A 23,101-nucleotide genomic window follows, 5' to 3' on the forward strand; every position below is an offset into this window, starting at 1 on the left:
TAAAAAAACACTGACAAGGAAAAGTTGGGGGATGTTATGGCTACTCGAAGAGCCAATATTCTTATTCTGTGCAAGACCTACCCATCACCGAGCAAGCGATACGCTGAAACATCCTGCGTGGCCGGCATGGAAGAGACCGGGCGCCTGATCCGGCTTTATCCCGTTCCTTTCCGGTTCCTCACCGAGGAGCAGAAATTCAGAAAATGGCAATGGATCAACGCAAGGATCGAAAAGACCAGGGACGATCATCGCCCGGAAAGTCATCGCATCTACGTCGACGACCTGGAGCGTCAAGAGCCGCTTTCTACACGCCAAGGCTGGCTAGAACGCCGGCAAGCGATACAATCAATCCCCATCTTTAGCAGCTTCGATGATCTGGAGCGCGCCCGAGTAGAACAAGACATCTCGCTCGGCTTACTCCGCCCCAAGAAATTGGTGGAGTTGGAAATTAACCCCACCAAGGAAAAGGACTGGACGGCGGAGGAGCTGGATAAATTGATGCAGCTCCAGAAACAAGGTGAGCTTTTTCAAGAGACCCGAAGCAGCGTTCGTGTTCTCCAGAAGATCCCCTTTGATTTTCACTACCACTACGAGTGCAAAACCCCGGCGGGACCACAAATTCATAAGAACAAATCGTGGACTGGGAAGTCTGCGCCCTGTATCGCAAACTCATCGCGCAACACGGGCCGCAAGGCTGGCAAGCACCGTTCCGGGATAAGTTAATGCGCCAATTGGGCGAAACCGACTTGCTCTTTCTAATGGGCAATATGCACCGGCACAGGCATCAGTGGCTGATCGTCAGCCTGATCTATCCACCTAAAGAGCCGCAGCAAACTCTTTTCTGATCGACAGATGATCGATAGTGAGGCGAGGCTGAATCTTCTGGCTCGCCTCTGCCACCAGGCGACGATGGCAGAAGGTGGCGTCCGCCTCGAAGCAGATCAGGCAGGAATACGTAGCACGTGACTGATCCACCACTTGATTCAGGGCTGCCTCCTGGCTCTTGATGTAACGCAGAAAGTCCTTCTCATACCGGGACCAGTCGCCATCAAGCTTATATTGCTCCCGGATCGGCTTGGGGCACCCCAGCTCCCGGATATGGCGGTAGGCAATACCGGCCTCTGCCAGCTTCTCGGAGAACGCCGTCTTAGAAAAGCCCCGCTTACGGGAAATCGGATACTGGCGCACATCGATGATCTGGTCGACACCGGCGTCTCTGAGACCCTGCACGAAGGCCTCGATATCAACACCTTCATAACCGGCGGTGTAGAGCAACATAGTATTTACCTGCGGAATGACAGCACTTCTGGCAGAGCATTGTCCATGGGCCAACGGCCCCTGTCCATGTCCGATCTCTTACCCCGCAAGCCGCCGAGAGTTACGCTCATGAGCCGGAGAGCCGAGATTCTGCGAAGTTTACGACGCACCCTCAGCAGCTTTTGCAATCTGTACCAGCCGGGCATTAAAGCTCACCGCATCCCTGGCGTAATGGGCCCGCCGATGACAATTCGGACATAGCGCAATCACGTTCTCGGGGTGGTCAGGCCCACCATCGGCCACACGGTGAAGATGGTGACACTCAAGATAAGGACCTTGTGACGAGGAAAACGGCGCCGGCTGGGCACAGCCCTCGCAATAGCCTTTGGCACGCCCCAATGCATAGCGTCGAATAGCTTCCGCCCGGTAGTAGGCAACTCGCATTCGAGTCTGTGGCTCGACGGTGCTAACGGCCTTCGGAAGCGCCGCATCCCGAAGCTGCGTCAGCGAATAGCGCTTCAGCCTATCTGTATCGCCCGGGTCGTAGAGCGGCCGCGCCTCCCGCACCAACGTGGAAGGAGGCGACGAATTCACATCGAGATGAAACACCAAGGCCTGACGCAGCTCGCCATGCCGGTCAAGACGCTCTTCCTGGTGGTAACCAATGCAGTCCGCCTGACCGATATAACGAACGTACCCACGGCGCGTGTATTCGAAGAGGTGCAACGTCTTACCATCTTGCTGATGATGAGCAATGGCGCGATTGCCGCCGGTGAACGCCATGTCCCCGACTTGCCCCGCCCCGGTGTAGAAGAACACGCCCTCTTTGAATTCGTCCGTGTAACCGTGCCGACCGCCGGTCTCTGAAATGAACAGGAACACGTAGGGAGCGTTCTTTGGCGTGGAAATACCGCCTTGCTGCTGCCCGCCATACACCTCATGGATCTGCGAACGGCGGTGATACTCCTTCCCCACTTCAAACACTGTGCTTCCCCAAGCCAATCGAACTGCCTAGACGCGCAGGCCAAAGCCAGAGCGTCGACGACTATTGTTCGCCAGGGATCATAACGGGTATGCGCTCTTGGTTGCAGCCTTGCAAAGGGCAGAAATCAAGGGATCGATGAAAAGATCTAAGGGTACAGAGTGACAGGAGAGCGTTAAAACGGCCGTAAAGCGAGGCGGGTATCTGAGCGACCCTTCACTGGCGCTTAGGGGGAGGCGGCCACGAAGTGGCCCGCCTCCGCCGTTCAGGTCTGTATGAGCGTCAAGCCGCGACTAATGAACGGGCCACACTGAGCTTGGCCGCCAGCGTTTCGCTGTGCTTGGCCAGCCACATGTCGTTGAGTAGCTGCAAGTTGAGCCAGAACTCCGGCGTGGTGCCCAGTACTTTAGCAAGCAGGAAAGCCGTTTCAGCGGTGACGCCGCGGCGGTTACCGCAGAGCTCGTTAACTGTTTTCCGGCCCACGCCCATTGCCTTAGCGAGTTCGCCTTGGGTAACCCCCAAGGGTTCAAGAAACTCTTCTTTGAGCATCAAACCAACACTCGTGGGTTGATGCGCCGGGATCCTCAATGCTTCAGCCATAACGCACCTCATTTTCTCGTCACCGGTAGGTATGTGGGTCCAGATAGAGACCTCGGGCCTCACCATGGTCCCACTGAAAGACCAGCCGGTATTGCTTGTTGACTCTGATTGAGCACCATCTCTTCAACTTACCGCTCAAGTGCTCAAACTTATTGCCGGGAGGAACCATAAGATCCTTCTCTCCCTTTGCGGCATGGATGATTTGAAGCTTTCGCCTTAACGCACTCTCTATGTTGCTGGGAATATGCCGTGTTGATTGACCACCAAAGTAATAGTCATCCAACCACTGATCTCTGAACTCACTGATCACGACGAATTGTACCCTGTATCGCTACATGCTACAAGCCAGGATACTCGTTGCCTATGGGCCGATCCCTGGCTCCCCCAGTTCGCATCCTATTGTTTTTGATCGCCTTTATTGGTGGCAGCAGTAAAGCCAGACCAATGTCCTTACCCAGCCCAGCAGAACATACTGGCCGGTAAACGCAACCCTTGAAGGAGGACGCCCGGCGACACAAGCTTGCTGGAAAGCCGCCGCCCGGCAAGGCGGCGGCGCGGGCGGCGGTCAGGCGCCGGAGGGCTCTGGGGCCGCCGAGATCACCAGGCGGCCTTCGCTGACTTCCACCTCCAATTGGGTGCCGACGACGAAGCCGGCCTCGGCGAGCCAATAGCCCTTTACGTGGACCCAGGGCACCGGTGGCTTGGGCGGTCGGCTTAGGTGGAGATACAGAGGGCCGCCGGACGAGTAGTACTGGCCGGGGTGGACCTTGAGGTGGCGAATATAGGGAAATTCGCGGTTGGGTTTGGGGGTTTCGCTTTTACCCACGCGGGCGCGTGGCTTATGATTGCGAGCAGCCATGATGGACTCCGTATCAGTCTGTTGTGGTTAGCTGCCTTCGGGTGTTGCCGCACCCGGAGGCAGTGTCTTCATGCTCTCACACCACCCAAAGAAAACAAAATAACTTATAGTTATTTTCCTTCCCTTTCTTCCACATGCTTCGTCACATGGACCGGAATCATACTCATATTAACAAATTGATACTTGTTCAAATTTATCAATCGCTCATAAGTTAACTTAATCTCGTACTTTGCCATCAGCGGCAAATCATTTTTTAAGGGCTTCGAGCCAGTTTGGTCATAGAGAATCCATAACCGAACACCATAATCCTTTCCGTTAACATCCTTTATGCTTCCACCAACCCTATCAAGAATCTCGTCTTTATAATCATAACCAGATTCACCTATATGCCCCCTTATCTCATCAAGAAAAACTTGATCAGAAAGAAAGAATTGGCAGTAAAACCTAGCCTGTGAAAAGAGATAATTCAGGGAGCTGGAACCACCGTATCTCTTCACATGCGTTATATATATAACATCATCATCCATCTCAAGGATGTCGCAAAATTCCTTATCTTTCTTACTACCACCAATCTTCAACTTGGCCTGATCAAACTTCACAGCAAATATATTTTTCTTACAATACTCGCTGTTAAAAATCGCCTCTTTATTCTTCTTGTCTTCTTCGTCAAATATATCAATCCACTTATATTCATCATCGACCTCGACCTCCTGGAGCTCGATCTCTATAAAATCTTCTATAGATTGATAAAAATCAGAATCAATCTTTCTCCACCTTCCATCAAAGAGAAAATAACAATCCCCATCAACCTCTATATCGACCACAATGCATGAGTACAAGAACCAAAATTTATATCCTAGTATCGCATCTTCATCATGTGAATAAGCGTATATCTTTTTTCTCTTTAGGGAATCAGCAGAAAGCTGATCAACATCAATGGCTTTCTCACTCCAAAGATGAGAGACCTCTATGTAGGAGTGTATCCTGTTATTTCTTTTACTATTGGCAGAGTATGAAAAACTATATTCATCTTCAGGAATAAACTCTGGAATCGCCAAATGCATCCTATCAACATCTCTATTTTTGATCTTTTCAATCAATAATTCATCAAGCCTCCCAATCATTTCTTCTTGCACGTCTTGGAAGTTTGGATAATTAGGGAAAAGCTCCTTATATTCATCAGAGCGATAATTATCCAGAAAATTTCGCGCATACCCGATCATTGTTTCCCAATCGATCTTGTCATCACCAATAACTTTTACGGTAAGGCTATCTTTACCTTGCAAAGTAACTCGATTATTATCTTTTAGATGCGCGGACATAAACTCTAAGTATTCCGACTCCTCCATACCTATCGTTGAAGACTCCGAGGGCCTACTCAAACTTCTGCTTATACTTTTAGTGTCGACCGTTCTGTGACTGGACCTGGTCTGACGGATCTCTTTATTTCCACACATATTCATTGCGGTAATAATACCGAAATCTGGCTCGCAATTGAGCTTTTCCAGCCAACTAGCCCCATGCACACCGAAGCACGCCGCGAGCACCCTGTCATTTATACTAATAAGCAGCAACCCGCTAGGGCGCATTACGCTTGTTGGGAAGTTTATTTTATCGCTTTCATCTTCAATCTTTTCATTTATGAAATCCAACCAGGCCGGATTCTTACTGTCATTCTTCCTAATATTCCCACAGAAGAATCTAACGAAAACCCCATCCAACTCGATATCTCTTATTTTGAAGTTTTCGGTCTCCCCCGGGATTTTCTTTTCCTTGACTATAGATTTAAAATCTTGCCCCTCTTTACCCAAAAAAAATGAAATTTTGGCTATTTGCTTATCCATCCTGGCTCCTTATTATTTTTGCCTCTCTGGCAGAAAGAGCCAAACCAGCTCTTAAGTAAGTTTTTAGCACAAAAAAAGGCCGCCCCAAAAGGAGCGGCCATCACCAAGGAAGCCTGAATTTAAAGAGTAAGGACTAACTCACCACATGGCGGTTATGCGTCCCCTTTCTTCTTCGCCACCAGCGTGAGGATGTCGTAGCTGGCGACGAGTTCGTCGTTCTGGTTGGTGACCTGCACGTCCCAGACCACCACGCCTTGGGGGGTGCCGTCGGGGGCGGCTTTGCCTTGGTCGATTTTGCGCTTGCAGGTCAGGCGGGCGCGGATGGTGTCGCCGGCGCCGACGGGGGTGATGAAGCGCAGGGTGTCGAGGCCGTAGTTGGCAAGGACGGGGCCGGGAGCCGGGGAGACGAAGAGGCCGGCGGCGGCGGAGAGCAGGAAGTAGCCGTGGGCGATGCGTTTGCCGAATTGGGAGTCCTTGGCGGCGATGTCGTCGAAATGCATGTAGAAGTGGTCGCCGGAGAGGCAGCCGAAGTTGACGATGTCAGCCTCAGTGACGGTGCGGCGGTGGGTGAGCAGGGATTCGCCGATGGCGAGGTCGTCGAAGTGGCGGCGGAAGGGGTGCACTTCGGTTTCGAGGACGTCGGCGCCGCGTACGTATTCGCCGGTGACGGCGACGAGCATAGAGGGAGAGCCCTGGATGGCGGTGCGCTGGAGGTAGTGGCGCACGGCGCGGATGCCGCCGAGTTCTTCACCGCCGCCGGCGCGGCCGGGGCCGCCGTGTTTGAGCATGGGCAGGGGCGCGCCGTGGCCAGTGGATTCCTTCGCGGATTCGGCGTTGAGGATCTGCAGGCGGCCGTGGCGGGCGGCGAGCACCGGGATGGCGCGGGCGGCGTTGTCCGGGTCCTTGGTGGCGAAGGTGGTGACTAGGCTGCCTTTACCTTTGTCGGCGAGGGCGATGGCTTCATCCAGGTCGCCGTAGCCCATGAGGGTGCTGACCGGGCCGAAGGCTTCAATGTCGTGGGCGCCGCCGTCGGCGTGGGGGTCGTTGCTGCGCAGCAGGCGCGGGCCGAAGAAGGCGCCTTTGTCGGTGCCTTGGCCGATGGGCTGCGGGTCGCCGTTGCCGCCGAAGATACATTCGGAGGTGTTGAGCAGGTCGTTGACGGCGGCGGCCACGTCTTCTTTCTGGTCGAGGGAGGCGAGCGCGCCCATGCGCACGCCCTCTTCGTCCGGGTCGCCCAGGGTGATTTTTTCCAGGCGTTGGATCAGGCGGTCGGCGAAGGCATCCAGATGCTGGTGCGGCACCAGGATGCGGCGGATGGCGGTGCATTTCTGGCCGGCTTTGACGGTCATTTCGCGGACCACTTCCTTGGCCAGCAGGTCGAACTCCTCGTCGTCGGGGGTGACGTCCGGGGCGAGGATGGCGCTGTTGAGGGAGTCCGCTTCGGCGTTGAAGGGGATGGAGCGGTTGATGATGTTGGGGTGCGCGCGCAGCTTGCGGGCGGTGTTGGCCGAGCCGGTGAAGGTGACCATGTCCTGTTCGTCGAGCTGGTCCAACAAATCACCCGTGCCACCGATGATCAGTTGCAGGGCGCCTTCCGGGAGGGCGCCGGAGTCTTGCATCAGGCGCACGCAGGCGGCGGTGAGGTAGCTGGTGGCGGTGGCCGGCTTGACGATGCACGGCATGCCGGCGAGGAAGTTGCCGGCGAATTTTTCCAGCATGCCCCAGACCGGGAAGTTGAAGGCGTTGATGTGCACGGCGACGCCACGGCGCGGTACCAGGATGTGGGTGGCGGCGAAGTGGTTTTCCTTGCCGAGGGGGACCGCCGGGCCTTCGTGGAGGACATTGCCGGAGGGCAGCTCCTTGCGGCCCATGCTGGCGTAGGCGAACAGGGTGCCGAAGCCGCCGTCGATGTCGAAGGCGTTGTCGCCTTTGGTGGCGCCGGTGTGGCGCGAGAGTTTATAGAGCTCTTTTTTGTGTTCCTGCAGGTAGAGCGCCATGGCCTTGAGGCGGGCGGCCCGTTCCTGGAAGTCGAGCTTGAGCAGTTCGCGGGTGCCGGTGGTGCGGGCGTAGTCCACGGCGGCGGCGAAGTCGGGGGCGTCGTCGTGGGTGTGGGCGACGATTTCGCCGTTGATGGCGCTGGCCAGGGGTTTGGCGGGCTGCGTGCCGAGCCATTGGCCGGCGAGGTAGCTTTGGAGAACGGTCATGGCGTGGCTCCTTGTTTGTCTGCGTATGGGCGCGGCTTCTTGGGGCCGCGGCCTGGGTTTTGTTTGGGTCGCCGTGATGTGACGGCGGAAGGCTGTGCTTCCTGGTGACCCGTGCCGCATCTGGCGGTGTGCCGGTTTTTGGCGTTGGTTATCGCGACTGAAGTCGCTCCTACAGCCCGGTCCGAAACCGCTGTAGGAGCGACTTCAGTCGCGATTGGTTTTCAAGCATCTGGCATCTGGCATCTGGCATCTGGCATCTGGCGTCTGGCGTCTGGCGTCTGGCGTCTGGCGTCTGGCGTCCGGCGTCCGGCGTCCGGCGTCCGGCGTCCGGCGTCCGGCGTCAGCAAACAGCGTCCCACGCTTCAATGCATTTCCTACGGCTGATCGAAGTCGAGCACGACTTTGTCGGTAACCGGATAGCTCTGGCAGGAGAGCACGTAGCCGGCGGCGACTTCGTAGTCTTCCAGGGCGAAGTTGTTGTCCATTTCCACTTCGCCTTCCACCACCTTGCAGCGGCAGGTGGAGCAGACGCCGGCCTTGCAGGAGAACGGCAGGTCGGCGCCGTTTTCGTTGGCGGCGTCGAGGATGTTCTTGCTGTCCCGGGGCAGTTCGACGAGCACTTCGCGGCCGTCGGCGATGATGGTGACCTGGGTTTTGTCTTCGTCGTCGGTCACTTCTTCCGGGGCACGGTGCTTGCGCTGGGTTTGCCCTTCCACGCCGAACAGTTCGAAGTGCACGCGGCTTTTGTCCAGGCCGTTGGCGACGAGACGGTCGCGGACGGTTTCGGTCATGGATTGCGGGCCGCAGAGGAAGGCGGCGTGCAGGTTCGGGGTGTCGAGCCAGCGGGAGAAGATGGCGTCGCATTTGTCGGCGTCGATCCGGCCGTTGTAGAGGTCCACGTCCTGTTGCTCGCGGCTGAACAGGTAGATCACGTTGAAGCGGCCGAGGTAGGCGTTCTTGAGGTCGCTGAGCGCTTCGCGGAACAGGGTGGAGTTGCTGGAGCGGTTGCCGTAGAGCAGCGTGAACTGGCTGTGGGGCTCGGCTTCCAGGGTGGTTTTTATGATCGACAGGATCGGCGTGATGCCGCTGCCGGCGGCCACGGCCAGATAGTGGGCCTCACGCTCCGGGTCCAGCTCGACAAAGAAGTGGCCGCTTGGGGGCATCACTTCCAGGGTGTCGCCTTCTTTCAGGTCGCCGTTGGCGAAGCCGGAGAAGCGGCCGCCGGGGACTTTTTTCACCGCCACGCGCAGGTCGCCGTCGTGGACGCCGGTGCAGATGGAGTAGGAGCGGCGCACTTCCTCGCCGTCCATGTGGGTGCGCACGATCAGGTGCTGGCCCTGGGTGAAGCGGAAGGTGTCGCGGAGCTCCGGGGGGACGTCGAAGGCGATGGAGACGGCTTCGCGGGTTTCCGGGCGCACTTCACGGATGGTCAGGGAATGAAATTGGTTCATGGCGCGAACTCTTCACTTTTCGGTTTCGAGGGGCCGCGTGCGTTGGCGGCGGCCCGCTCTTGATTCAAAAGACCGCATTCAGGTGGCCGATTCAGAGGCACTTGAAGTAATCGAACGGCTCCAGGCAGTCGCGGCACTTGTAGAGCGCCTTGCAGGCGGTGGAGCCGAATTCACTGACCTGGACGGTGTCGGTGCCGCCGCAGTGCGGGCATTCCGCCGGGCCGGGGTCGTGCAAGGTGTCACGGCCCTGCCCTTTCGGCGGCGGCGCGATGCCGTAGGCCTGGAGCGCGGCGCGGCCCTGGTCGGTGATCCAGTCGGTGGTCCAGGCCGGGGCCAGCACCCGTTCGATGCGCGGGTTCTTGAAGCCCGTGTCTTCCAGGGCCTCTTGTACGTCGCGCTCGATCACTTCGGTGGCCGGGCAGCCGGAATAGGTGGGCGAGACTTTCACCTTGAGGCGGTCGCCGTCCCATTCCACCGCGCGGATCATGCCCAGATCGACCACGCTGACCACGGGCACTTCCGGGTCCATCACCTCGGTGAGGCATTCCCAGGCCCGGGGCAGGTCGTCTTCGCCGAGCGGCATACCTTGGTAGGCTTTGCGCTCGCGGTAGATCAGATCACCAGGTTGCATCGGGGTAGGCCCGGGGCAGGTACTGCATCTCGGCCAGCAAGAAGCCCAGATGCTCGGTGTGTTTGCCGTTCTTGCCGTCCATGTAGAAGTGGCGCGCCGGTTCCGGCAGCGCCAGGCCGGCCTCGGCGAACACGCGGGCCACTTCGTTGCGCCAGGCGTCGCCCACGTTGCCGGCGCCGATGCCCGCCTCGGCGAGCTGGTCCTCGATCTGGTCGGTGTCGGTGAGCTCGTAGGTGAAGCGCCACAGGGTTTGCACGACGTCGGTGAGACGGCGGTGACTTTCGTCGGTGCCCTGCCCCAGGCGCAGCATCCATTCGGTGGAGCGGCGGCGGTGGTAGGTAACTTCCTTCAAGCCCTTGGCGGCGATGCCGGCGATGCGTTCGTCGTTGGATTCGGTGAGGCACGTGAGCACCAGGTGGTGCCAGACGTCGAAGAAGAACTGCTTCGCCGTGGTCACCGCGTAATCGCCGCGGGGCTGTTCCGCGATCAGCAGGTTGCGGTATTCCCGTTCGTTGCGGCGGAAGGCGAGAAAGTCGGCATCGTGGCCGTCGTCGCGCAGTTCAGCGACGTAGTCGTACCAGTTGCGCGCCTGGCCGATCAGGTCCAGGCCCACGTTCATCATGGCGATTTCTTCTTCCAGCGCCGGGGCGTTGCCGCACCATTCGCAGAAGCGCTGGGCCAGCACCATGTCGGTGTCGGCCAGGCGAAGCAGGTATTCGGTGAGTGCTTGATCGTTAGTCATCGTCGCGCTCCTCACATCTGGTCCACTTCCGGGGGCAGCTTGTAGAAGCTGGCGTGGCGGTAGACCTTGTCGTCGGCCGGGTCGAAGAAGGGTTCTTTCTCGTCACCGGCGCTGGCGGTGATTTGCTCGGCGGGCACCACCCAGAGGCTCACGCCTTCGCTGCGGCGGGTGTACAGCTCGCGGGCGTTTTCCAGGGCCATGGTGGCGTCGGCGGCGTGCACGCTGCCCACGTGTTTGTGGTTGAGGCCGTGCTTGCTGCGCACGAAGACTTCGAAGAGGGTCCAGTCTGCCATTGTCGTGTTCCGGTTGTGCTGCGTTTGCGTTTGTTGTGGGGATCGCGACTGAAGTCGCTCCTACAGCATGTGGATGCCTCCCCGTAGGAGCGACCGGGCGGCGTTCCGCTTTAGCCGCGATCGCCTTCAGGCGGCGTTGTTCGCTTGTTTCTTCTCGGCGTAGGCCACGGCGGCGTCGCGCACCCACTGGCCGTCGTCGATGGCTTTCTTGCGCTGCTGGATGCGCTCGATGCCGCAGGGGCTGTGGCCCTTGAGCACGTCGAAGAATTCCTGCCAGTTGATCTCGCCGAAGTCGTAGTGGCCGGTTTCCTCGTTCCATTTCAGGTCCGGGTCCGGGGCGGTGCAGCCGAGGAATTCCAGCTGCGGCACGGTCTGATCCAGGAAGCGTTGGCGCAGTTCGTCGTTGCCGTGGCGTTTGATTTTCCAGGCCATGGATTGCGCGGAGTTGGGAGAGTTTTCGTCCGAGGGGCCGAACATCATCAGCGACGGCCACCAGAAACGGTTGATGGCGTCCTGCACCATCTCTTTCTGCTCGTCGGTGCCTTCGCGCATCATGGTCAGCAGGATTTCGTAACCCTGGCGCTGGTGGAAGCTCTCTTCCTTGCACACGCGGATCATGGCGCGGGCGTAGGGGCCGTAGGAGCAGCGCTGCAGCGGCACCTGGTTAACGATGGCGGCGCCGTCCACCAGCCAGCCGATGGCGCCCATGTCCGCCCAGGTCAGCGTCGGGTAGGTGAAGATGGAGGAGAACTTCACTTCGCCGCGATGCAGCTTCTCGATTTCCTCGTCGCGGTCGGCACCCAGGGTTTCCATGGCGCTGTACAGGTACAGGCCGTGGCCGGCCTCGTCCTGGATCTTGGCCATCAGCTGCAGCTTGCGTTTCAACGAAGGCGCCCGGGTCAGCCAGTTGCCCTCCGGCAGCATGCCGACGATTTCCGAGTGGGCGTGCTGGGAGATCTGGCGGATCAGGGTCTTGCGGTAGCCGTCGGGCATCCAGTTCTTGGGCTCGATGCGGACTTCCCCGTCCACCTTCTCCTGGAAGTGGCGTTCTTCCGGGCTCATCTCGTCCAGGCTCTTCAGGCCCTTGCTGCCGGTGTCCACCTGTTGTGCGTACATGGTGCCTCCTTGATGCGTGGGCGGAACGCCGGGGCCGGGGTTTCCGCCATGAATGGCTCCTTTTTATACGACACATAATTTAGTGTCAATATCTCAATTACGTATCATATTGATGATGGTCGTTTTTCTTGCCGCCATGAATATACATAAATCCTTGTTTTTTATGGCAATACCTCTGCCATTTCCTGGTGTTACCCAGGCCCCGTCGATGGCCTCCCAACCCCACCGTCATTAACAATACGATACAGAGCCGGTACTGCGGGGCTCCCTCTATGAGGCAAGAACCAAAAGACAACGCGTTAACACCTCGGAAAGCGGCGGCCCGCCACCGCTTTTGCTACCCTTTTCGCGGGGAGTTGTTGTCGCGGATGGGGCTGTATGCCGAATGAAATCGTGGTCGCCGGCCTGACGGGCTCGGGCGTGGATACCTGGGCATTGTGGGCGAAGATCATGGCGGTGGGCGCCACGGGCACCCTGTCCAGCCTGCTGGTGGTATTCACCGTGGCGCTGTACCGCAACGGCGACCGGGAAGCGCCAGTGGCGCTGCATTTCACCGTGGCCAACCTGTGCGCCACCACCTACGTGGCCGGCGACATCGCTGTGCGCATCTGCCTGATGGAAAACCGCCTGGAAAGCGTCATGGTGCCGTACCGGGTGTCCCTGAGCGCGGTGATCCTATCGCTGGCCTCCCTGGTGGCGCTGCACCAGGTACTGGGTGACCGTCGCATACCATCAAGGCGCTTATTGCCGATCTATCTGCTGGGCGCCCTGTTGGCCGGGCTGTTCTGGGTCGACGACCCACGGCTGGTGATTGCCTCCGACCGGTATCGGGTGACGCCGGTGGGTGTATTCGCGGATTACGGCGCCCTGGCCGCGCCGGTCTACGTGGCCTGCCTGGCCACCCTGGTGGCGGTTGCTTTCGCCATGCTGCGCCGCGCACGCCGGGCCCACGGGCGGTTGCTGTGGCGAATGACGGTGTTCGGTTTCACGGTATTCTTTCTGGCCGGGGTGCATGACACCTTGCGGGAGCTGGGGCTGGAGGCGCTACCTTTCAGCGGCCTCACGCTGGGCTGCGCGGTGTTCCAGATCGGTGCCTTCGCCGCCATGGCGATGCATTACTCCAAAACCCTGCGTGAGCGCACCCACTATGATCACAAGATGCGCCGATTGGAGGATAAGGCCACCCGGGACCCGCTTTCCGGGCTGTTTAATCGCGCCTACATGGAGCAGCACCTTGACCGGCTGCCGGATGGCGCCACTGGCGGGCTGCTGTTTATCGATCTTGACCACTTCAAGGCGGTCAACGACCTCCATGGCCATGAACAGGGCGACCGCCTGATCCGAGCCGTGGCGGACGGCATCCGCCATACCCTGCGCGAGCAGGATCTGGCTTGCCGCTGGGGCGGCGACGAGTTCGTGGTCTATCTAAGCGAGGCGGACAGTGACGCGGCGCTGGCGGTGGCGGAGCGGTTGTTGCACGCATTCCGCCATCTGGATACCGGCACGCCGGGCCTGGAGATGAGCGCCAGCGTGGGCTTCGCGGAGCTGACCGACGACAATTGGCGGGCGACTCTGGAGCGCGCCGACCGGGCGCTGTACCGGGCCAAGGCGGAGGGCCGCAACCGGCTCGCCATCGCGCCCTGAGCGTCAGGTCCGAGGCAGCGTCAAGCCGGAGTCAGGGTCAGGCGCAGATCGTCGCCCAGATGGCGAACGTCCGTCCAGCGCAGACGCATCTGATCAGCCATGCGTTCCAGGGGCAGGTCGAACAAGGCGCGGGCGTCACGGCCCAGCAGGGTGGGTGCCATGTAGACGATCAGTTCGTCGAACAGGCGCTCACGCACGAAGGCGCCGGCCAGGGTGGCACCGCATTCCACCAGCACCTCGTTGCACTCACGGCGGGCCAGCTCCGCCAGCAGCGCGGCGAGATCCAGGCCGCGCCGCCCCTCCGCCCGGGCCGCTTCCGCGGCGCCCTCCTCCGGGCGCGGCGCCAGAGGCAGGACGAGCAGCTCGGCGCCGGCGCACTCAAGCGCCGCCCGGGGTTCCGCCGGGGCGGCCTCGCCATGGGCAATCAGGCAGGGGCCATCGGCGGTGACCACCGGGCTGTCCGGCGGCGTACGCAGGGCCGGGTCCAGGATCACCCGCAGCGGCGGGCGCACCTCGCCGTCGCCATAATCATGGTAACGGCCCAGAATCCATTGCTCCGGGCGCACCGTGTAGGAGGGCCGGTCCGCCAGCACCGTGCCAACGCCGGTGACAATGGCGGAGCTGCGCGCGCGCAGCCGCTGCACATCCTCCCGGGCTTGCGGCCCGGTGATCCACTGGGATTCGCCGCTGGCCATGGCGGTGCGCCCGTCCAGGCTGGCGGCGGCCTTGATGCGCACCAGGGGACGCTGGCCGGTCATGCGGCGAATGAACCCCGGGTTCAGCGCCCGTGCTTCCTGCTCCTGCAGGCCCACCTCCACTTCGATACCGGCGTCGCGCAGCTTGCGCAGGCCGTTGCCAGCCACTCGCGGGTTGGGGTCCTGCATGGCCACTACCACCCGGGCCAGGCCAGCCTGGATCAGGGCATCGGCGCAGGGACCGGTGCGACCGGTGTGCGAGCAGGGTTCCAGGGTGACGTAGGCGGTGGCGCCCCGGGCGGCATCGCCGGCGGCGGCCAGGGCATGGCGTTCCGCATGGGGTTCACCGGCACGCGGGTGGAAGCCCTCGGCGATGATGGCGCCATCGCGGGCCAGCACGCAGCCCACGCGGGGGTTGGGGTCGGTGGTGTAGAGCGCGCGCCGGGCCAGGTAGAGGGCGCGCAGCATGCACTGCTGATCGAAGGCGGCGTCGCTCATGCGCCGCCCTGGTCGTCACCCGGGCCGTCCTTGCGGCCGCCCTTGCGCAGGCGGTCCACCTCGGCGGCGAATTCGGAGATGTCCTGGAAGCTGCGGTACACGGAGGCGAAGCGCACATAGGCCACGTCATCCAGTTCCCGCAGGGCTTCCATGACGAACTCGCCCACTTCCCGGGCCGGCACTTCCCGCTCGCCGGTGGCCCGCAGCCGATGGCACAGACGGCTGATCGCGGCTTCCAGGTCCTCCATGCTCACCGGTCGCTTTTCCAGGGCGCGGAGCATGCCGGCACGCAACTTACTTTCGTTGAAGGGCTCGCGGGTGCCGTCGGATTTAATCACCCGGGGCATTACCAGTTCGGCGGTTTCGAAGGTGGTGAAACGCTCCGAACAACTCAAACACTCGCGGCGACGCCGCACCTGGCCGCCGTCGGCGACCAGGCGGGAATCGATAACCTTGGTGTCCTGAGCTCCACAGAAGGGGCAATACATGGTGTTCTCCGAAGCGGCCTTCGGCCGCGATACAAGATGCAGGTTACAGGATACAGGGAAAATCGGCCGATCCCACGGTCGCCCTTCATCCTGAATCCTGCATCCTGTATCGGCTTTTTAGCGCTCGTACACCGGCAGACGCTTGCAGATCTCGCTGACCTTGCCGCGTACCGCGTCAATCACGCTCTCGTCGCCCATGTTGTCGAGGATGTCGCAGATCCAGCCGGCCAGCTCGGTGGCGTCCTGTTCGTTGAAGCCCCGGCGGGTGATGGACGGGGAGCCGATGCGCAGGCCGGAGGTGACGAACGGGGAACGCGGGTCGTTGGGCACGGCGTTTTTGTTCACGGTGATGTGGGCGCGGCCGAGGGCGGCGTCGGCGTCCTTACCGGTGATGTCCTGCTTGATCAGGCTGAGCAGGAACAGGTGGTTCTCGGTGCCGTTGGAAACCACGTCATAGCCACGGTCGATGAACACCTTGGCCATGGCCTTGGCGTTCTTCACCACGTTCTGCTGGTAGGTCTTGAACGACGGGTCCATGGCTTCCTTGAAGCAGATCGCCTTGGCGGCGATGACGTGCTCCAGGGGCCCACCCTGACCGCCGGGGAAGACCGCGGAATTGATCTTCTTCTGCAGATCCTCGTTGGCCTTGCCCATGATCAGGCCGCCGCGCGGGCCGCCGATGGTCTTGTGGGTGGTGGTGGTGGTGATGTCGGCGATGCCCACCGGGCTCGGGTAGACGCCGGCGGCGACCAGGCCGGCCACGTGGGCCATGTCCACCAGCAGAATGGCACCCACTTCGTCGGCGATGTCGCGGAAGCGCTGCCAGTCCACCACCTGGGAGTAGGCGGAGAAGCCGGCCACGATCATCTTCGGCTTGTGCTCGCGGGCCAGTTTTTCCACCTGGTCGTAGTCGATCAGGCCGGTGTCGTTGTCCAGGCCGTACTGAACGGCGTTGTACATCTTGCCGGAGAAGTTGGGCTTGGCGCCGTGGGTCAGGTGGCCACCGGCGTCCAGGCTCATGCCCAGCACGGTGTCGCCGGGCTTGAGCACCGCCATGTAGACAGCGGCGTTGGCCTGGGAACCGGAGTGCGGCTGCACGTTGGCCCAGTCGGCGCCGAACAGCTCACGGGCGCGATCAATGGCCAGTTGCTCGACCACGTCCACGTTCTCGCAGCCACCGTAGTAGCGCTTGCCCGGGTAGCCCTCGGCGTACTTGTTGGTGAGCACGGAGCCCTGGGCTTCCATGACCCGCGGGGAAGCGTAGTTCTCGGAGGCGATCAGCTCGATGTGCTGTTCCTGGCGCTCGCGCTCGGCGTCGATGGCGGCCTGGATTTCCGGGTCGAACTCGGCGATGGACATGGATTTCGGGAACATGGGTTACCTGTCGTCGTGCAATGGTGGGTGTCAGGGGCGCGTATTCTACCCAAAACCGCGCCGGATGGCACTTGAAGGGGATTCAGGAAAACCATGACCGGGGCTCAAGATGACGCGGGATGGGTTTCGCGGCGGAGGCCGCTCCCATGGAGGCCCGAGAGCATCGTGGAAGCGGCTTACGCCCGTGGCCCCCGGGTTTCAGGCGGCCAGGTCCTTCCCGCCGCCGGTGCGATCCGACGGCACCGCGCGGAGCATCGGCGCGCGGCTTTCCGGTTGCCCACCGCCGCCATCGCTCAGGCGGAAGCCGGCGATCAGCCGTGCCAGGGCCGCCGCCTGCTGGCGCATGGACTCGGCGGCGGCGCTGGTTTCCTCCACCAGGGAGGCGTTGTGCTGGGTCATGGTGTCGAGCTCGGTAACCGCGGTGTTCACCTGGCCGATGCCCTGGCTTTGCTCCTGGGCGCCGGTGCTGATGTCGCTGATCACCCGGGTCACCTTGTCGATGCTTTCGACGATCTCCTCCATGGTGCGGCCCGCGTTCTTGACCATGCCGGCGCCGTTCCGGGTGGAGCTCACGGAGCGGTCCACCAGCGCGCGGATCTCCCGGGAGGCGTCGCCGGAGCGACCGGCCAGGGTGCGTACTTCCTGGGCCACCACGGCGAAGCCCTTGCCGTGCTCGCCGGCCCGGGCCGCCTCCACGGAGGCATTCAGGGCGAGAATATTGGTCTGGAAGGCGATGCCATCAATCATCGCGATGATTTCGTTGATCTTGGCGGACGAATCGCTGATTTCGTCCATGGTGGCTTCCACCTCGCGCATCGCCTCTTGCCCGCGACGAGCCACGTCCACGGTGGCCTGGGCCATGCCCTCGGCCTGCCGGGCGGCGTCGGAGGTATTGCGTACCGTGGTGGTGATCTGCTCCATGGAGGCGGAGGTCTGCTGCAGGTTGGCGGCGGACTGCTCGGTGCGAGAGGCCAGGTCCTGGCTGCCCTGGGCGATCTCATCGGAAGCCCGGTTGACCCCCACGGCATTGTCGCGCACCGCTTGCAGGGTGGTGTCGATGCGCTCGATGAAGGCGTTGAACTCCCGCGCCAGCTCACCGATTTCGTCCCGGCGGTGGCTGTCGATGCGGGCGGTGAGGTCACCATCGCCCTGGGTGATCTCGCGGATGCGCTGGCTGACCTGGCGGATCGCCTTGGACATCAGGTGCGGGCCGATCAGTGCCACCGCCACGGCCATCAGCCCCACCACCACGGCGAAGCCGATCACCAGGGTCTGCTGGCGCGCCACCTGGGCCAGGGTTTCCGCTTCCAAAGCCTGGACCCGGGCATCCACGGCCTGCCCGGTTTCATCGTAAAAGCCGCGCAGCGCCTGGAACGCATCCCGGGAGGCACCATCAAGCTGCTCCATGGCACCACCGATATCCTGGTCGTCATACAGGGTGAATACCCGGGTAGCGTCCTCGCGCCAGGTGCCGTAAAGCACCTGGAACCGCTGCAATTGCTCGTCGGTGTCGGTGTAGGGCGCCAGCAGCGCCGCCACCTGCTTAAGACGGTCCCGGGCCTGATCCGCGTTCTCCTCGAAGGCCTGGCGGCTGGCTTGCGCCTCGGCGGTATCCGGCACCGTGGCCAGATAGGACATCTCCGCGATGCGTGCCTGATACAAGTCGCGGTCGGCGTTCAGCGTCAGCGACAAAGCCTGGTTGAATACCTCCGCCACCTCCACCATGCGCGTCTTCACGGTGTGCACCAGCATGGCGTTGGCGGTGACCACCACCAGCAACGCCAAGGCCACGCCGATAAAGGCCGCGCCATACTTCACATTGATCCGGTTGAAATTGGCAAACACGGCTCGACTCCTCAGTGCGGGTCAGGGCGGGCGTACATGGCACCCACCATTCATTGTTCTTCGCGCTGGGTATCGGCGCGGGCGCCGGGAACTTGAGCGGGCTTTCATCCCGGCGCGGGTTCGGTTAGTTTAGGCGCCATTCCGTCCGCGCCCCGTATGGCGGGCTTTTCAAAGCGATTTCAGGCAGTTTCTTTCTATGTCCCAGTACATCTTCACCATGGATAAGGTGGGCAAGGTCGTCCCACCCAAGAAGCAGATTCTCAAGGACATCTCCTTGTCGTTCTTTCCGGGCGCCAAAATCGGCGTGCTGGGTCTCAACGGCGCGGGTAAATCCACTCTGTTGCGCATCATGGCCGGGGTCGACAAGGACTACATCGGCGAGGCGCGTCCGCAGCCGGGCATCAACATCGGCTACCTGCCCCAGGAGCCGGAGCTGGACCCGGACAAGAACGTGCGCGAAATCGTCGAGGAATCACTGTCCGAGATCCGCAACGCCCAGACCCGACTGGAAGAGGTGTACGCCGCCTACGCGGAAGAAGACGCGGACTTCGAGAAGCTGGCCGAGGAACAGGCCAAACTGGAAAACATCATCGAGGCCACCGACGCCCACAACATCGAGCGGCGCCTGGACATCGCCGCCGACGCCCTGCGTCTGCCGCCCTGGGACGCCAACGTGGCCAATCTGTCCGGCGGTGAGCGTCGCCGGGTGGCGCTGTGCCGGCTGCTGATGAGCGCCCCGGACATGCTGCTGCTGGACGAGCCCACCAACCACCTGGACGCGGAGTCGGTGGCCTGGCTGGAGCGCTTCCTGCACGAATTCCCCGGCACCGTGGTGGCGGTGACCCACGACCGCTACTTCCTGGACAACTCCTGCGAGTGGATTCTGGAGCTGGACCGGGGCGAGGGCATCCCCTGGAAAGGCAACTATTCCTCCTGGCTGGAGCAGAAAGAGCAGCGCCTGGAACAGGAAGCCAAGGCGGAAAGCGCCCACCGCAAGACCGTGGAGAAAGAACTGGAGTGGGTGCGCCAGAATCCGAAAGGCCGGCGCGCCAAGAACAAGGCCCGGGTCAACGCCTTCGAGGAATTGGCCAGCCAGGATTTCCAGAAGCGTAACGAAACCCAGGAGCTGTACATTCCACCCGGCGAACGCCTGGGCGAGAAGGTGTTCGAGATCAAGGATGTCAGCAAGCAGTTCGACGGCAAGCTGCTCTACGAGAACCTGAACTTCTCGATCCCGCGCGGCGCCATCGTCGGCATCATCGGCCCCAACGGCGCCGGTAAGACCACCCTGTTCCGCATGCTCACCGGCGAGGAAACCCCGGATTCCGGCGAGATCGACAAGGGCGACACCGTGGACCTGGCCTACGTGGACCAGAGCCGCGAGGACCTGGACAGCAAAAAGACGGTCTGGGAAGAAGTGTCCGACGGCAATGACATTCTGAAAATCGGCAACTACGAGGTGTCCAGCCGCGCCTACCTGGGCCGCTTCAACTTCAAGGGCGGCGACCAGCAGAAGCGGGTCGGCGACCTGTCCGGCGGTGAGCGCAACCGCCTGCACCTGGCCAAGCTGCTCAAGCAGGGCGCCAACGTGCTGCTGCTCGATGAGCCTACCAACGACCTGGACGTGGAAACCCTGCGGGCCTTGGAGGAAGCGCTGCTGGCCTTCCCCGGCTGCGCGGTGGTGATTTCGCACGACCGCTGGTTCCTGGACCGGGTGGCCACCCACATCCTGGCGTTCGAGGGCGATGCGCAGGTGGAATGGTTCGAGGGCTCCTACACCGAGTTCGAGGAATACCGCCGCAAGCAGCTCGGCGACGACGCCCTGCAACCCAAGCGCATGAAGTACAAGCGTATCGAGGTATAGCTGGACGCTGGACGCGAAAAAATCGGGGAGCCATAAAGGCCCATGACGGAGCAGGATCTGGAAAGCGACGACTTCATCGCCCGCCTGCGCGCCGGGGACCGTGCCGCCCTGGCGGCGCTGGTGCGCGGCTATCATCCGCGCCTTCTGGCCACCGCCCGCACCCTGGTCAGCCCGGCGGACGCCGAGGAAGCGGTCCAGGACGCCTGGATCGCCGCCCACCGTGCACTGCCCCGCTTTGAGGGCCGCAGCACCCTGCTTACCTGGCTCACCCGCATCGTCATCAACCAGGCCCGCATGCAGCTGCGTCGTGGCGGCCGGGAAATACCGTTCGATCCCACCGAGGACGGCGGCGACGCCCTGGACCACCGCTTCAAACCCGGCGGCCACTGGCGGGACCCGCCGCGTCACTGGGACCTCACCGGGCCGGACACCCTGCTGACCCGGGATGAGCTGCAGCATTGCCTGGAAAAGAACCTGGCGGCTCTGCCCGACAACCAGCGCCTGCTGCTGCAGCTGCGTGACGTGCAGGGGCTGGATTTCGACGCCATCTGTCACATCCTGGAGGTCAGCGCATCCAATGCCCGGGTGCTGCTGCACCGGGCCCGGGCCCGCATTTTCCAGATGGTGGATCACTTTCAGGAGACCGGCGAATGCTGAAATGCCGAGATCTGGTCAATCAGGCCGACCTGCTGATCGACGGCGCCGAACTGCGCACCGGTCGGAGGATGGCGTTGCGAACGCACTTGCTGATCTGCCGCCACTGTCGCCGCTACCTGCGCCAGCTCGACGCCCTCACCCACCACCTTCACCAACCGCCGCCGCCCCTGAACGAACGCGACACCCGGGCGGTGCTGGAGCGGCTGGAACCACGGCGTTAACGCTTTCAAACCGCTTTCGGGATAGGTTTCAGAGCGGGTATAATGGCGTCATGAATAGAAAACGCGGCACCGCACCTCTTTCCGAGACCAACCCCCATCTCCGCCGGGCAGGCGGCGCGTGGCGTGTTCGTGCCCGCTCCGTGGCCAGTTCCACCGCCATTGAAACCGGCGAATCAGTAAAGGTGATCAAGGCCAAACTCAAAAAACATCCGACTCGGCGTCCCGCAAGGCAGAGCTGACAAACGCTTCCATCGCCCCATAATCCTCACCAAGCCCCTGCTGAATGGCGGCGAAGTAATTATCCCGGTCCCGGTCCCAACTGGAAAAATCCAGCCCCGCCTTACCCGCCTGAAGGGCCATGATATCCGCCAGCAACCGGGCGATGCGCCCATTGCCTTCCCGAAAAGGGTGCACAAGAACAAACTCGACGTGGGTTCTGGCAATCGCGGCAACCAGTTCCTCCTCCGTCATACAAAGACATGGCGTTGATTCCTGGATCATCTGATCCAGCTCCTCGGCGAGACGGGGCAACTGGGCGGCGGCGGCGAACGGAAAGCCATTCTTGCTCATATTGACGGTCCGATACTGGCCCGCCCAGGCGTAAATACCCCCCAGCCATTCCCGGTGCCAGGCAATGATGTCCTCCATGCCCAGCGTTTCGTCTTCGGTCACGGATTCGTACACACTCTGATAGAGATAGTTCAAACCATCGAGCTCAATCTGGTCCATCAGACAGGGGTCGGTAACCCCAAGCTGATTGGCCAGCACCTGTTCCTCCGAGCCCGGTTCCCATTCGCCTTCCGGTGAACCGGCCGTATCGTAGCGTCCCTGATTCACTGCGCCTGCCTCTCGTCAACGAGTGACCAAAGCATCGACGATTCCGGCCCGGGCGCCAAGGCCACGGCACGGCCAATTGGCCGATAGGCATTCGTTATTTGGCCAGCGCGCGCGAAGCGCTTATCCTCTCGGGCAGAATGCTTTCCGACCGCAAGAGGCACCGGCATGACCTCCCCGCCCCGGCACGACGCCGGGCATGATCCCATCCAGGAAACGCTGAACGATCCGTCTCCCCGCTTTGCTTACCGGGAATACGGCGCCGACGGCGCCGGCGGTGAGCAGGCGCTGGCCGCCGAGGTGGCGGTCGCGATCAGCTACAACGGCATCAATCACGCGGTGATGATGGCCACTCCGGAACACTTGGAGGACTTTGTCACCGGTTTCACGCTGACCGCCGGGCTGGTGGACCACGCCAGTGCCCTCTACGACATCGAACTGACGGCCCTGGAAGACGCGGTGGACGTGGCGGTGACCCTGAGCAGCCGGGCCTTCGCCGGCTTCAAGCAGCAGCGGCGCGGCCAGGCCGGCACCGGCGGCTGTGGGCTGTGCGGCGTGGAGGCCCTGGACCAGGCGCTGCCGCCACTGCCGGTGCGCGAGTGGGAGCCTCCGCCGCCTCGAGAGCACCTGGAAGGATTACGCGAGCGTTTCGACGCCACCCAGCGGCTGGCCCGGCACAGCGGCGCCATGCACGCGGCAATCTACGTGGACGGCACCGGCGAAACGCGGATCTGCCGGGAGGACATTGGCCGGCACAACGCCCTGGACAAGCTGATTGGCGCCTGCGCCCGCCAGGGGCTGGACCCGGCGGACGGCTTCCTGGCGGTCACCAGCCGTTGCGGCCTGGAGCTGATCCACAAGGCGGTGCGTGCAGGCGCCGGCACCCTGGTGAGCCTGTCCGCGCCGTCCTCGCTGAGCGTGCGCCAGGCGCGCCGCAGCGAACTGAACCTGATTCATCAACCCCGACACGGCGCGCCGCGCCTGTACAGCCCGATACGCTGA

At 61.7% G+C, this 23,101-nt stretch carries 23 protein-coding genes; 6 read left to right on the plus strand and 17 right to left on the minus strand.

The genetic code is table 11. From position 1 onward, the window contains the following. The first annotated feature begins 36 nt into the window (after positions 1-36). Positions 37-723, plus strand: a complete 687-nt coding sequence (locus JF515_RS08515) for a hypothetical protein (protein WP_203103140.1) — start codon at positions 37-39, stop codon at positions 721-723. Positions 724-816: 93 nt separating this feature from the next. Here JF515_RS08515 and JF515_RS08520 read toward each other — a convergent pair whose 3' ends face one another. The 12 genes from JF515_RS08520 to paaA all read right to left on the minus strand — a co-directional run bounded on the left by JF515_RS08520 (position 817) and on the right by paaA (position 11,979). After that, the gene (locus JF515_RS08520; protein ID WP_203103142.1) at positions 817-1,278 is read right to left on the minus strand and encodes a DUF488 family protein; all 462 of its coding nucleotides are present in this window, start codon (positions 1,276-1,278) and stop codon (positions 817-819) included. A gap of 138 nt (positions 1,279-1,416) precedes the next feature. Further along, positions 1,417-2,241 carry an HNH endonuclease signature motif containing protein gene (locus tag JF515_RS08525; protein WP_338015188.1) on the minus strand — a complete coding sequence of 275 codons (825 nt, stop codon included), beginning with the start codon at positions 2,239-2,241 and terminating at the stop codon, positions 1,417-1,419. 280 nt (positions 2,242-2,521) lie between these two features. After that, positions 2,522-2,839: a HigA family addiction module antitoxin gene (locus tag JF515_RS08530; RefSeq protein ID WP_203103144.1), complete on the minus strand. Its 318-nt coding sequence runs from the start codon at positions 2,837-2,839 to the stop codon at positions 2,522-2,524. 19 nt (positions 2,840-2,858) lie between these two features. Further along, positions 2,859-3,149, minus strand: a complete 291-nt coding sequence (locus JF515_RS08535) for a type II toxin-antitoxin system RelE/ParE family toxin (RefSeq protein WP_203103154.1) — start codon at positions 3,147-3,149, stop codon at positions 2,859-2,861. A gap of 255 nt (positions 3,150-3,404) precedes the next feature. Beyond that, complete coding sequence (locus JF515_RS08540; RefSeq protein WP_203103156.1) at positions 3,405-3,698, minus strand: SymE family type I addiction module toxin; 294 nt, start codon at positions 3,696-3,698, stop codon at positions 3,405-3,407. Positions 3,699-3,808: 110 nt separating this feature from the next. Further along, a complete protein-coding gene (locus tag JF515_RS08545) occupies positions 3,809-5,542 on the minus strand; it encodes a DUF6119 family protein (RefSeq protein WP_203103158.1) in 1,734 nt (577 codons plus the stop codon). A 152-nt stretch (positions 5,543-5,694) separates the two neighbouring features. Then, positions 5,695-7,746, minus strand: coding sequence for a phenylacetic acid degradation bifunctional protein PaaZ (paaZ, locus tag JF515_RS08550; protein ID WP_203103160.1), 2,052 nt, complete (start codon positions 7,744-7,746; stop codon positions 5,695-5,697). A gap of 374 nt (positions 7,747-8,120) precedes the next feature. After that, positions 8,121-9,197 carry a 1,2-phenylacetyl-CoA epoxidase subunit PaaE gene (gene paaE, locus JF515_RS08555; protein ID WP_203103171.1) on the minus strand — a complete coding sequence of 359 codons (1,077 nt, stop codon included), beginning with the start codon at positions 9,195-9,197 and terminating at the stop codon, positions 8,121-8,123. Between the two features lie 91 nt (positions 9,198-9,288). Further along, positions 9,289-9,828 carry a 1,2-phenylacetyl-CoA epoxidase subunit PaaD gene (gene paaD, locus JF515_RS08560; protein WP_203103179.1) on the minus strand — a complete coding sequence of 180 codons (540 nt, stop codon included), beginning with the start codon at positions 9,826-9,828 and terminating at the stop codon, positions 9,289-9,291. After that, entirely contained in the window at positions 9,815-10,570 is a 756-nt protein-coding gene (paaC, locus tag JF515_RS08565) for a 1,2-phenylacetyl-CoA epoxidase subunit PaaC (protein ID WP_203103188.1), read from the minus strand. Before paaC ends, paaD begins: the two co-directional genes overlap by 14 nt. 11 nt (positions 10,571-10,581) lie before the next feature. Beyond that, the gene (gene paaB / locus JF515_RS08570; RefSeq protein WP_138772655.1) at positions 10,582-10,863 is read right to left on the minus strand and encodes a 1,2-phenylacetyl-CoA epoxidase subunit PaaB; all 282 of its coding nucleotides are present in this window, start codon (positions 10,861-10,863) and stop codon (positions 10,582-10,584) included. A gap of 126 nt (positions 10,864-10,989) precedes the next feature. Next, a complete protein-coding gene (gene paaA, locus JF515_RS08575; protein ID WP_203103190.1) occupies positions 10,990-11,979 on the minus strand; it encodes a 1,2-phenylacetyl-CoA epoxidase subunit PaaA in 990 nt (329 codons plus the stop codon). Between the two features lie 378 nt (positions 11,980-12,357). Here paaA and JF515_RS08580 point away from each other — a divergent pair, with 378 nt between their 5' ends. After that, positions 12,358-13,623 (plus strand): GGDEF domain-containing protein, encoded by a 1,266-nt coding sequence (locus JF515_RS08580; protein ID WP_203103192.1) that lies wholly within the window; start codon positions 12,358-12,360, stop codon positions 13,621-13,623. Positions 13,624-13,643: 20 nt separating this feature from the next. Here the strand turns inward: JF515_RS08580 and ribD are convergent, their stop codons facing one another. The 4 genes from ribD to JF515_RS08600 form a co-directional block, all read right to left on the minus strand. Beyond that, complete coding sequence (gene ribD, locus JF515_RS08585; protein WP_203103194.1) at positions 13,644-14,816, minus strand: bifunctional diaminohydroxyphosphoribosylaminopyrimidine deaminase/5-amino-6-(5-phosphoribosylamino)uracil reductase RibD; 1,173 nt, start codon at positions 14,814-14,816, stop codon at positions 13,644-13,646. Next, positions 14,813-15,304: a transcriptional regulator NrdR gene (gene nrdR, locus JF515_RS08590; protein ID WP_203103202.1), complete on the minus strand. Its 492-nt coding sequence runs from the start codon at positions 15,302-15,304 to the stop codon at positions 14,813-14,815. Before nrdR ends, ribD begins: the two co-directional genes overlap by 4 nt. A 117-nt stretch (positions 15,305-15,421) precedes the next feature. Then, positions 15,422-16,678, minus strand: coding sequence for a serine hydroxymethyltransferase (gene glyA, locus JF515_RS08595; protein WP_203103204.1), 1,257 nt, complete (start codon positions 16,676-16,678; stop codon positions 15,422-15,424). 198 nt (positions 16,679-16,876) lie between these two features. Further along, positions 16,877-18,523, minus strand: a complete 1,647-nt coding sequence (locus JF515_RS08600; RefSeq protein WP_203103206.1) for a methyl-accepting chemotaxis protein — start codon at positions 18,521-18,523, stop codon at positions 16,877-16,879. A 196-nt stretch (positions 18,524-18,719) separates the two neighbouring features. Here JF515_RS08600 and ettA point away from each other — a divergent pair, with 196 nt between their 5' ends. The 3 genes from ettA to JF515_RS08615 are packed head-to-tail and all read left to right on the plus strand — an operon-like array spanning position 18,720 to position 21,265. Continuing rightward, positions 18,720-20,387 carry an energy-dependent translational throttle protein EttA gene (gene ettA / locus JF515_RS08605; RefSeq protein WP_203103208.1) on the plus strand — a complete coding sequence of 556 codons (1,668 nt, stop codon included), beginning with the start codon at positions 18,720-18,722 and terminating at the stop codon, positions 20,385-20,387. A 42-nt stretch (positions 20,388-20,429) separates the two neighbouring features. Beyond that, positions 20,430-21,044 carry an RNA polymerase sigma factor gene (locus JF515_RS08610; RefSeq protein WP_203103210.1) on the plus strand — a complete coding sequence of 205 codons (615 nt, stop codon included), beginning with the start codon at positions 20,430-20,432 and terminating at the stop codon, positions 21,042-21,044. Beyond that, positions 21,038-21,265 carry a zf-HC2 domain-containing protein gene (locus JF515_RS08615; protein ID WP_203103212.1) on the plus strand — a complete coding sequence of 76 codons (228 nt, stop codon included), beginning with the start codon at positions 21,038-21,040 and terminating at the stop codon, positions 21,263-21,265. Before JF515_RS08610 ends, JF515_RS08615 begins: the two co-directional genes overlap by 7 nt. Before the next feature lie 198 nt (positions 21,266-21,463). On the opposite strand, the gene JF515_RS08620 is transcribed toward JF515_RS08615, so the two are convergent. Next, complete coding sequence (locus JF515_RS08620) at positions 21,464-22,102, minus strand: Fic/DOC family protein (RefSeq protein WP_194297454.1); 639 nt, start codon at positions 22,100-22,102, stop codon at positions 21,464-21,466. Positions 22,103-22,267: 165 nt separating this feature from the next. Here JF515_RS08620 and fdhD point away from each other — a divergent pair, with 165 nt between their 5' ends. Beyond that, positions 22,268-23,101 (plus strand): formate dehydrogenase accessory sulfurtransferase FdhD, encoded by an 834-nt coding sequence (gene fdhD / locus JF515_RS08625; RefSeq protein WP_203103214.1) that lies wholly within the window; start codon positions 22,268-22,270, stop codon positions 23,099-23,101.

The sequence above is a fragment of the Alloalcanivorax marinus genome, assembly GCF_016785095.1.
GTDB lineage: Bacteria > Pseudomonadota > Gammaproteobacteria > Pseudomonadales > Alcanivoracaceae > Alloalcanivorax > Alloalcanivorax marinus_A.

Coding starts and splice junctions, on each gene's coding strand:
- paaE (WP_203103171.1), bottom strand. CDS start 9,197: ATGAACCAATTTCATTCCCTGACCATCCGTGAAGTGCGCCCGGAAACC.
- ribD (WP_203103194.1), bottom strand. CDS start 14,816: ATGAGCGACGCCGCCTTCGATCAGCAGTGCATGCTGCGCGCCCTCTAC.
- JF515_RS08520 (WP_203103142.1), bottom strand. CDS start 1,278: ATGTTGCTCTACACCGCCGGTTATGAAGGTGTTGATATCGAGGCCTTC.
- JF515_RS08515 (WP_203103140.1), top strand. CDS start 37: ATGGCTACTCGAAGAGCCAATATTCTTATTCTGTGCAAGACCTACCCA.
- glyA (WP_203103204.1), bottom strand. CDS start 16,678: ATGTTCCCGAAATCCATGTCCATCGCCGAGTTCGACCCGGAAATCCAG.
- ettA (WP_203103208.1), top strand. CDS start 18,720: ATGTCCCAGTACATCTTCACCATGGATAAGGTGGGCAAGGTCGTCCCA.
- JF515_RS08545 (WP_203103158.1), bottom strand. CDS start 5,542: ATGGATAAGCAAATAGCCAAAATTTCATTTTTTTTGGGTAAAGAGGGG.
- JF515_RS08530 (WP_203103144.1), bottom strand. CDS start 2,839: ATGGCTGAAGCATTGAGGATCCCGGCGCATCAACCCACGAGTGTTGGT.
- fdhD (WP_203103214.1), top strand. CDS start 22,268: ATGACCTCCCCGCCCCGGCACGACGCCGGGCATGATCCCATCCAGGAA.
- paaZ (WP_203103160.1), bottom strand. CDS start 7,746: ATGACCGTTCTCCAAAGCTACCTCGCCGGCCAATGGCTCGGCACGCAG.
- paaB (WP_138772655.1), bottom strand. CDS start 10,863: ATGGCAGACTGGACCCTCTTCGAAGTCTTCGTGCGCAGCAAGCACGGC.
- JF515_RS08580 (WP_203103192.1), top strand. CDS start 12,358: ATGCCGAATGAAATCGTGGTCGCCGGCCTGACGGGCTCGGGCGTGGAT.
- JF515_RS08540 (WP_203103156.1), bottom strand. CDS start 3,698: ATGGCTGCTCGCAATCATAAGCCACGCGCCCGCGTGGGTAAAAGCGAA.
- JF515_RS08610 (WP_203103210.1), top strand. CDS start 20,430: ATGACGGAGCAGGATCTGGAAAGCGACGACTTCATCGCCCGCCTGCGC.
- paaA (WP_203103190.1), bottom strand. CDS start 11,979: ATGTACGCACAACAGGTGGACACCGGCAGCAAGGGCCTGAAGAGCCTG.
- nrdR (WP_203103202.1), bottom strand. CDS start 15,304: ATGTATTGCCCCTTCTGTGGAGCTCAGGACACCAAGGTTATCGATTCC.
- JF515_RS08615 (WP_203103212.1), top strand. CDS start 21,038: ATGCTGAAATGCCGAGATCTGGTCAATCAGGCCGACCTGCTGATCGAC.
- paaC (WP_203103188.1), bottom strand. CDS start 10,570: ATGACTAACGATCAAGCACTCACCGAATACCTGCTTCGCCTGGCCGAC.
- paaD (WP_203103179.1), bottom strand. CDS start 9,828: ATGCAACCTGGTGATCTGATCTACCGCGAGCGCAAAGCCTACCAAGGT.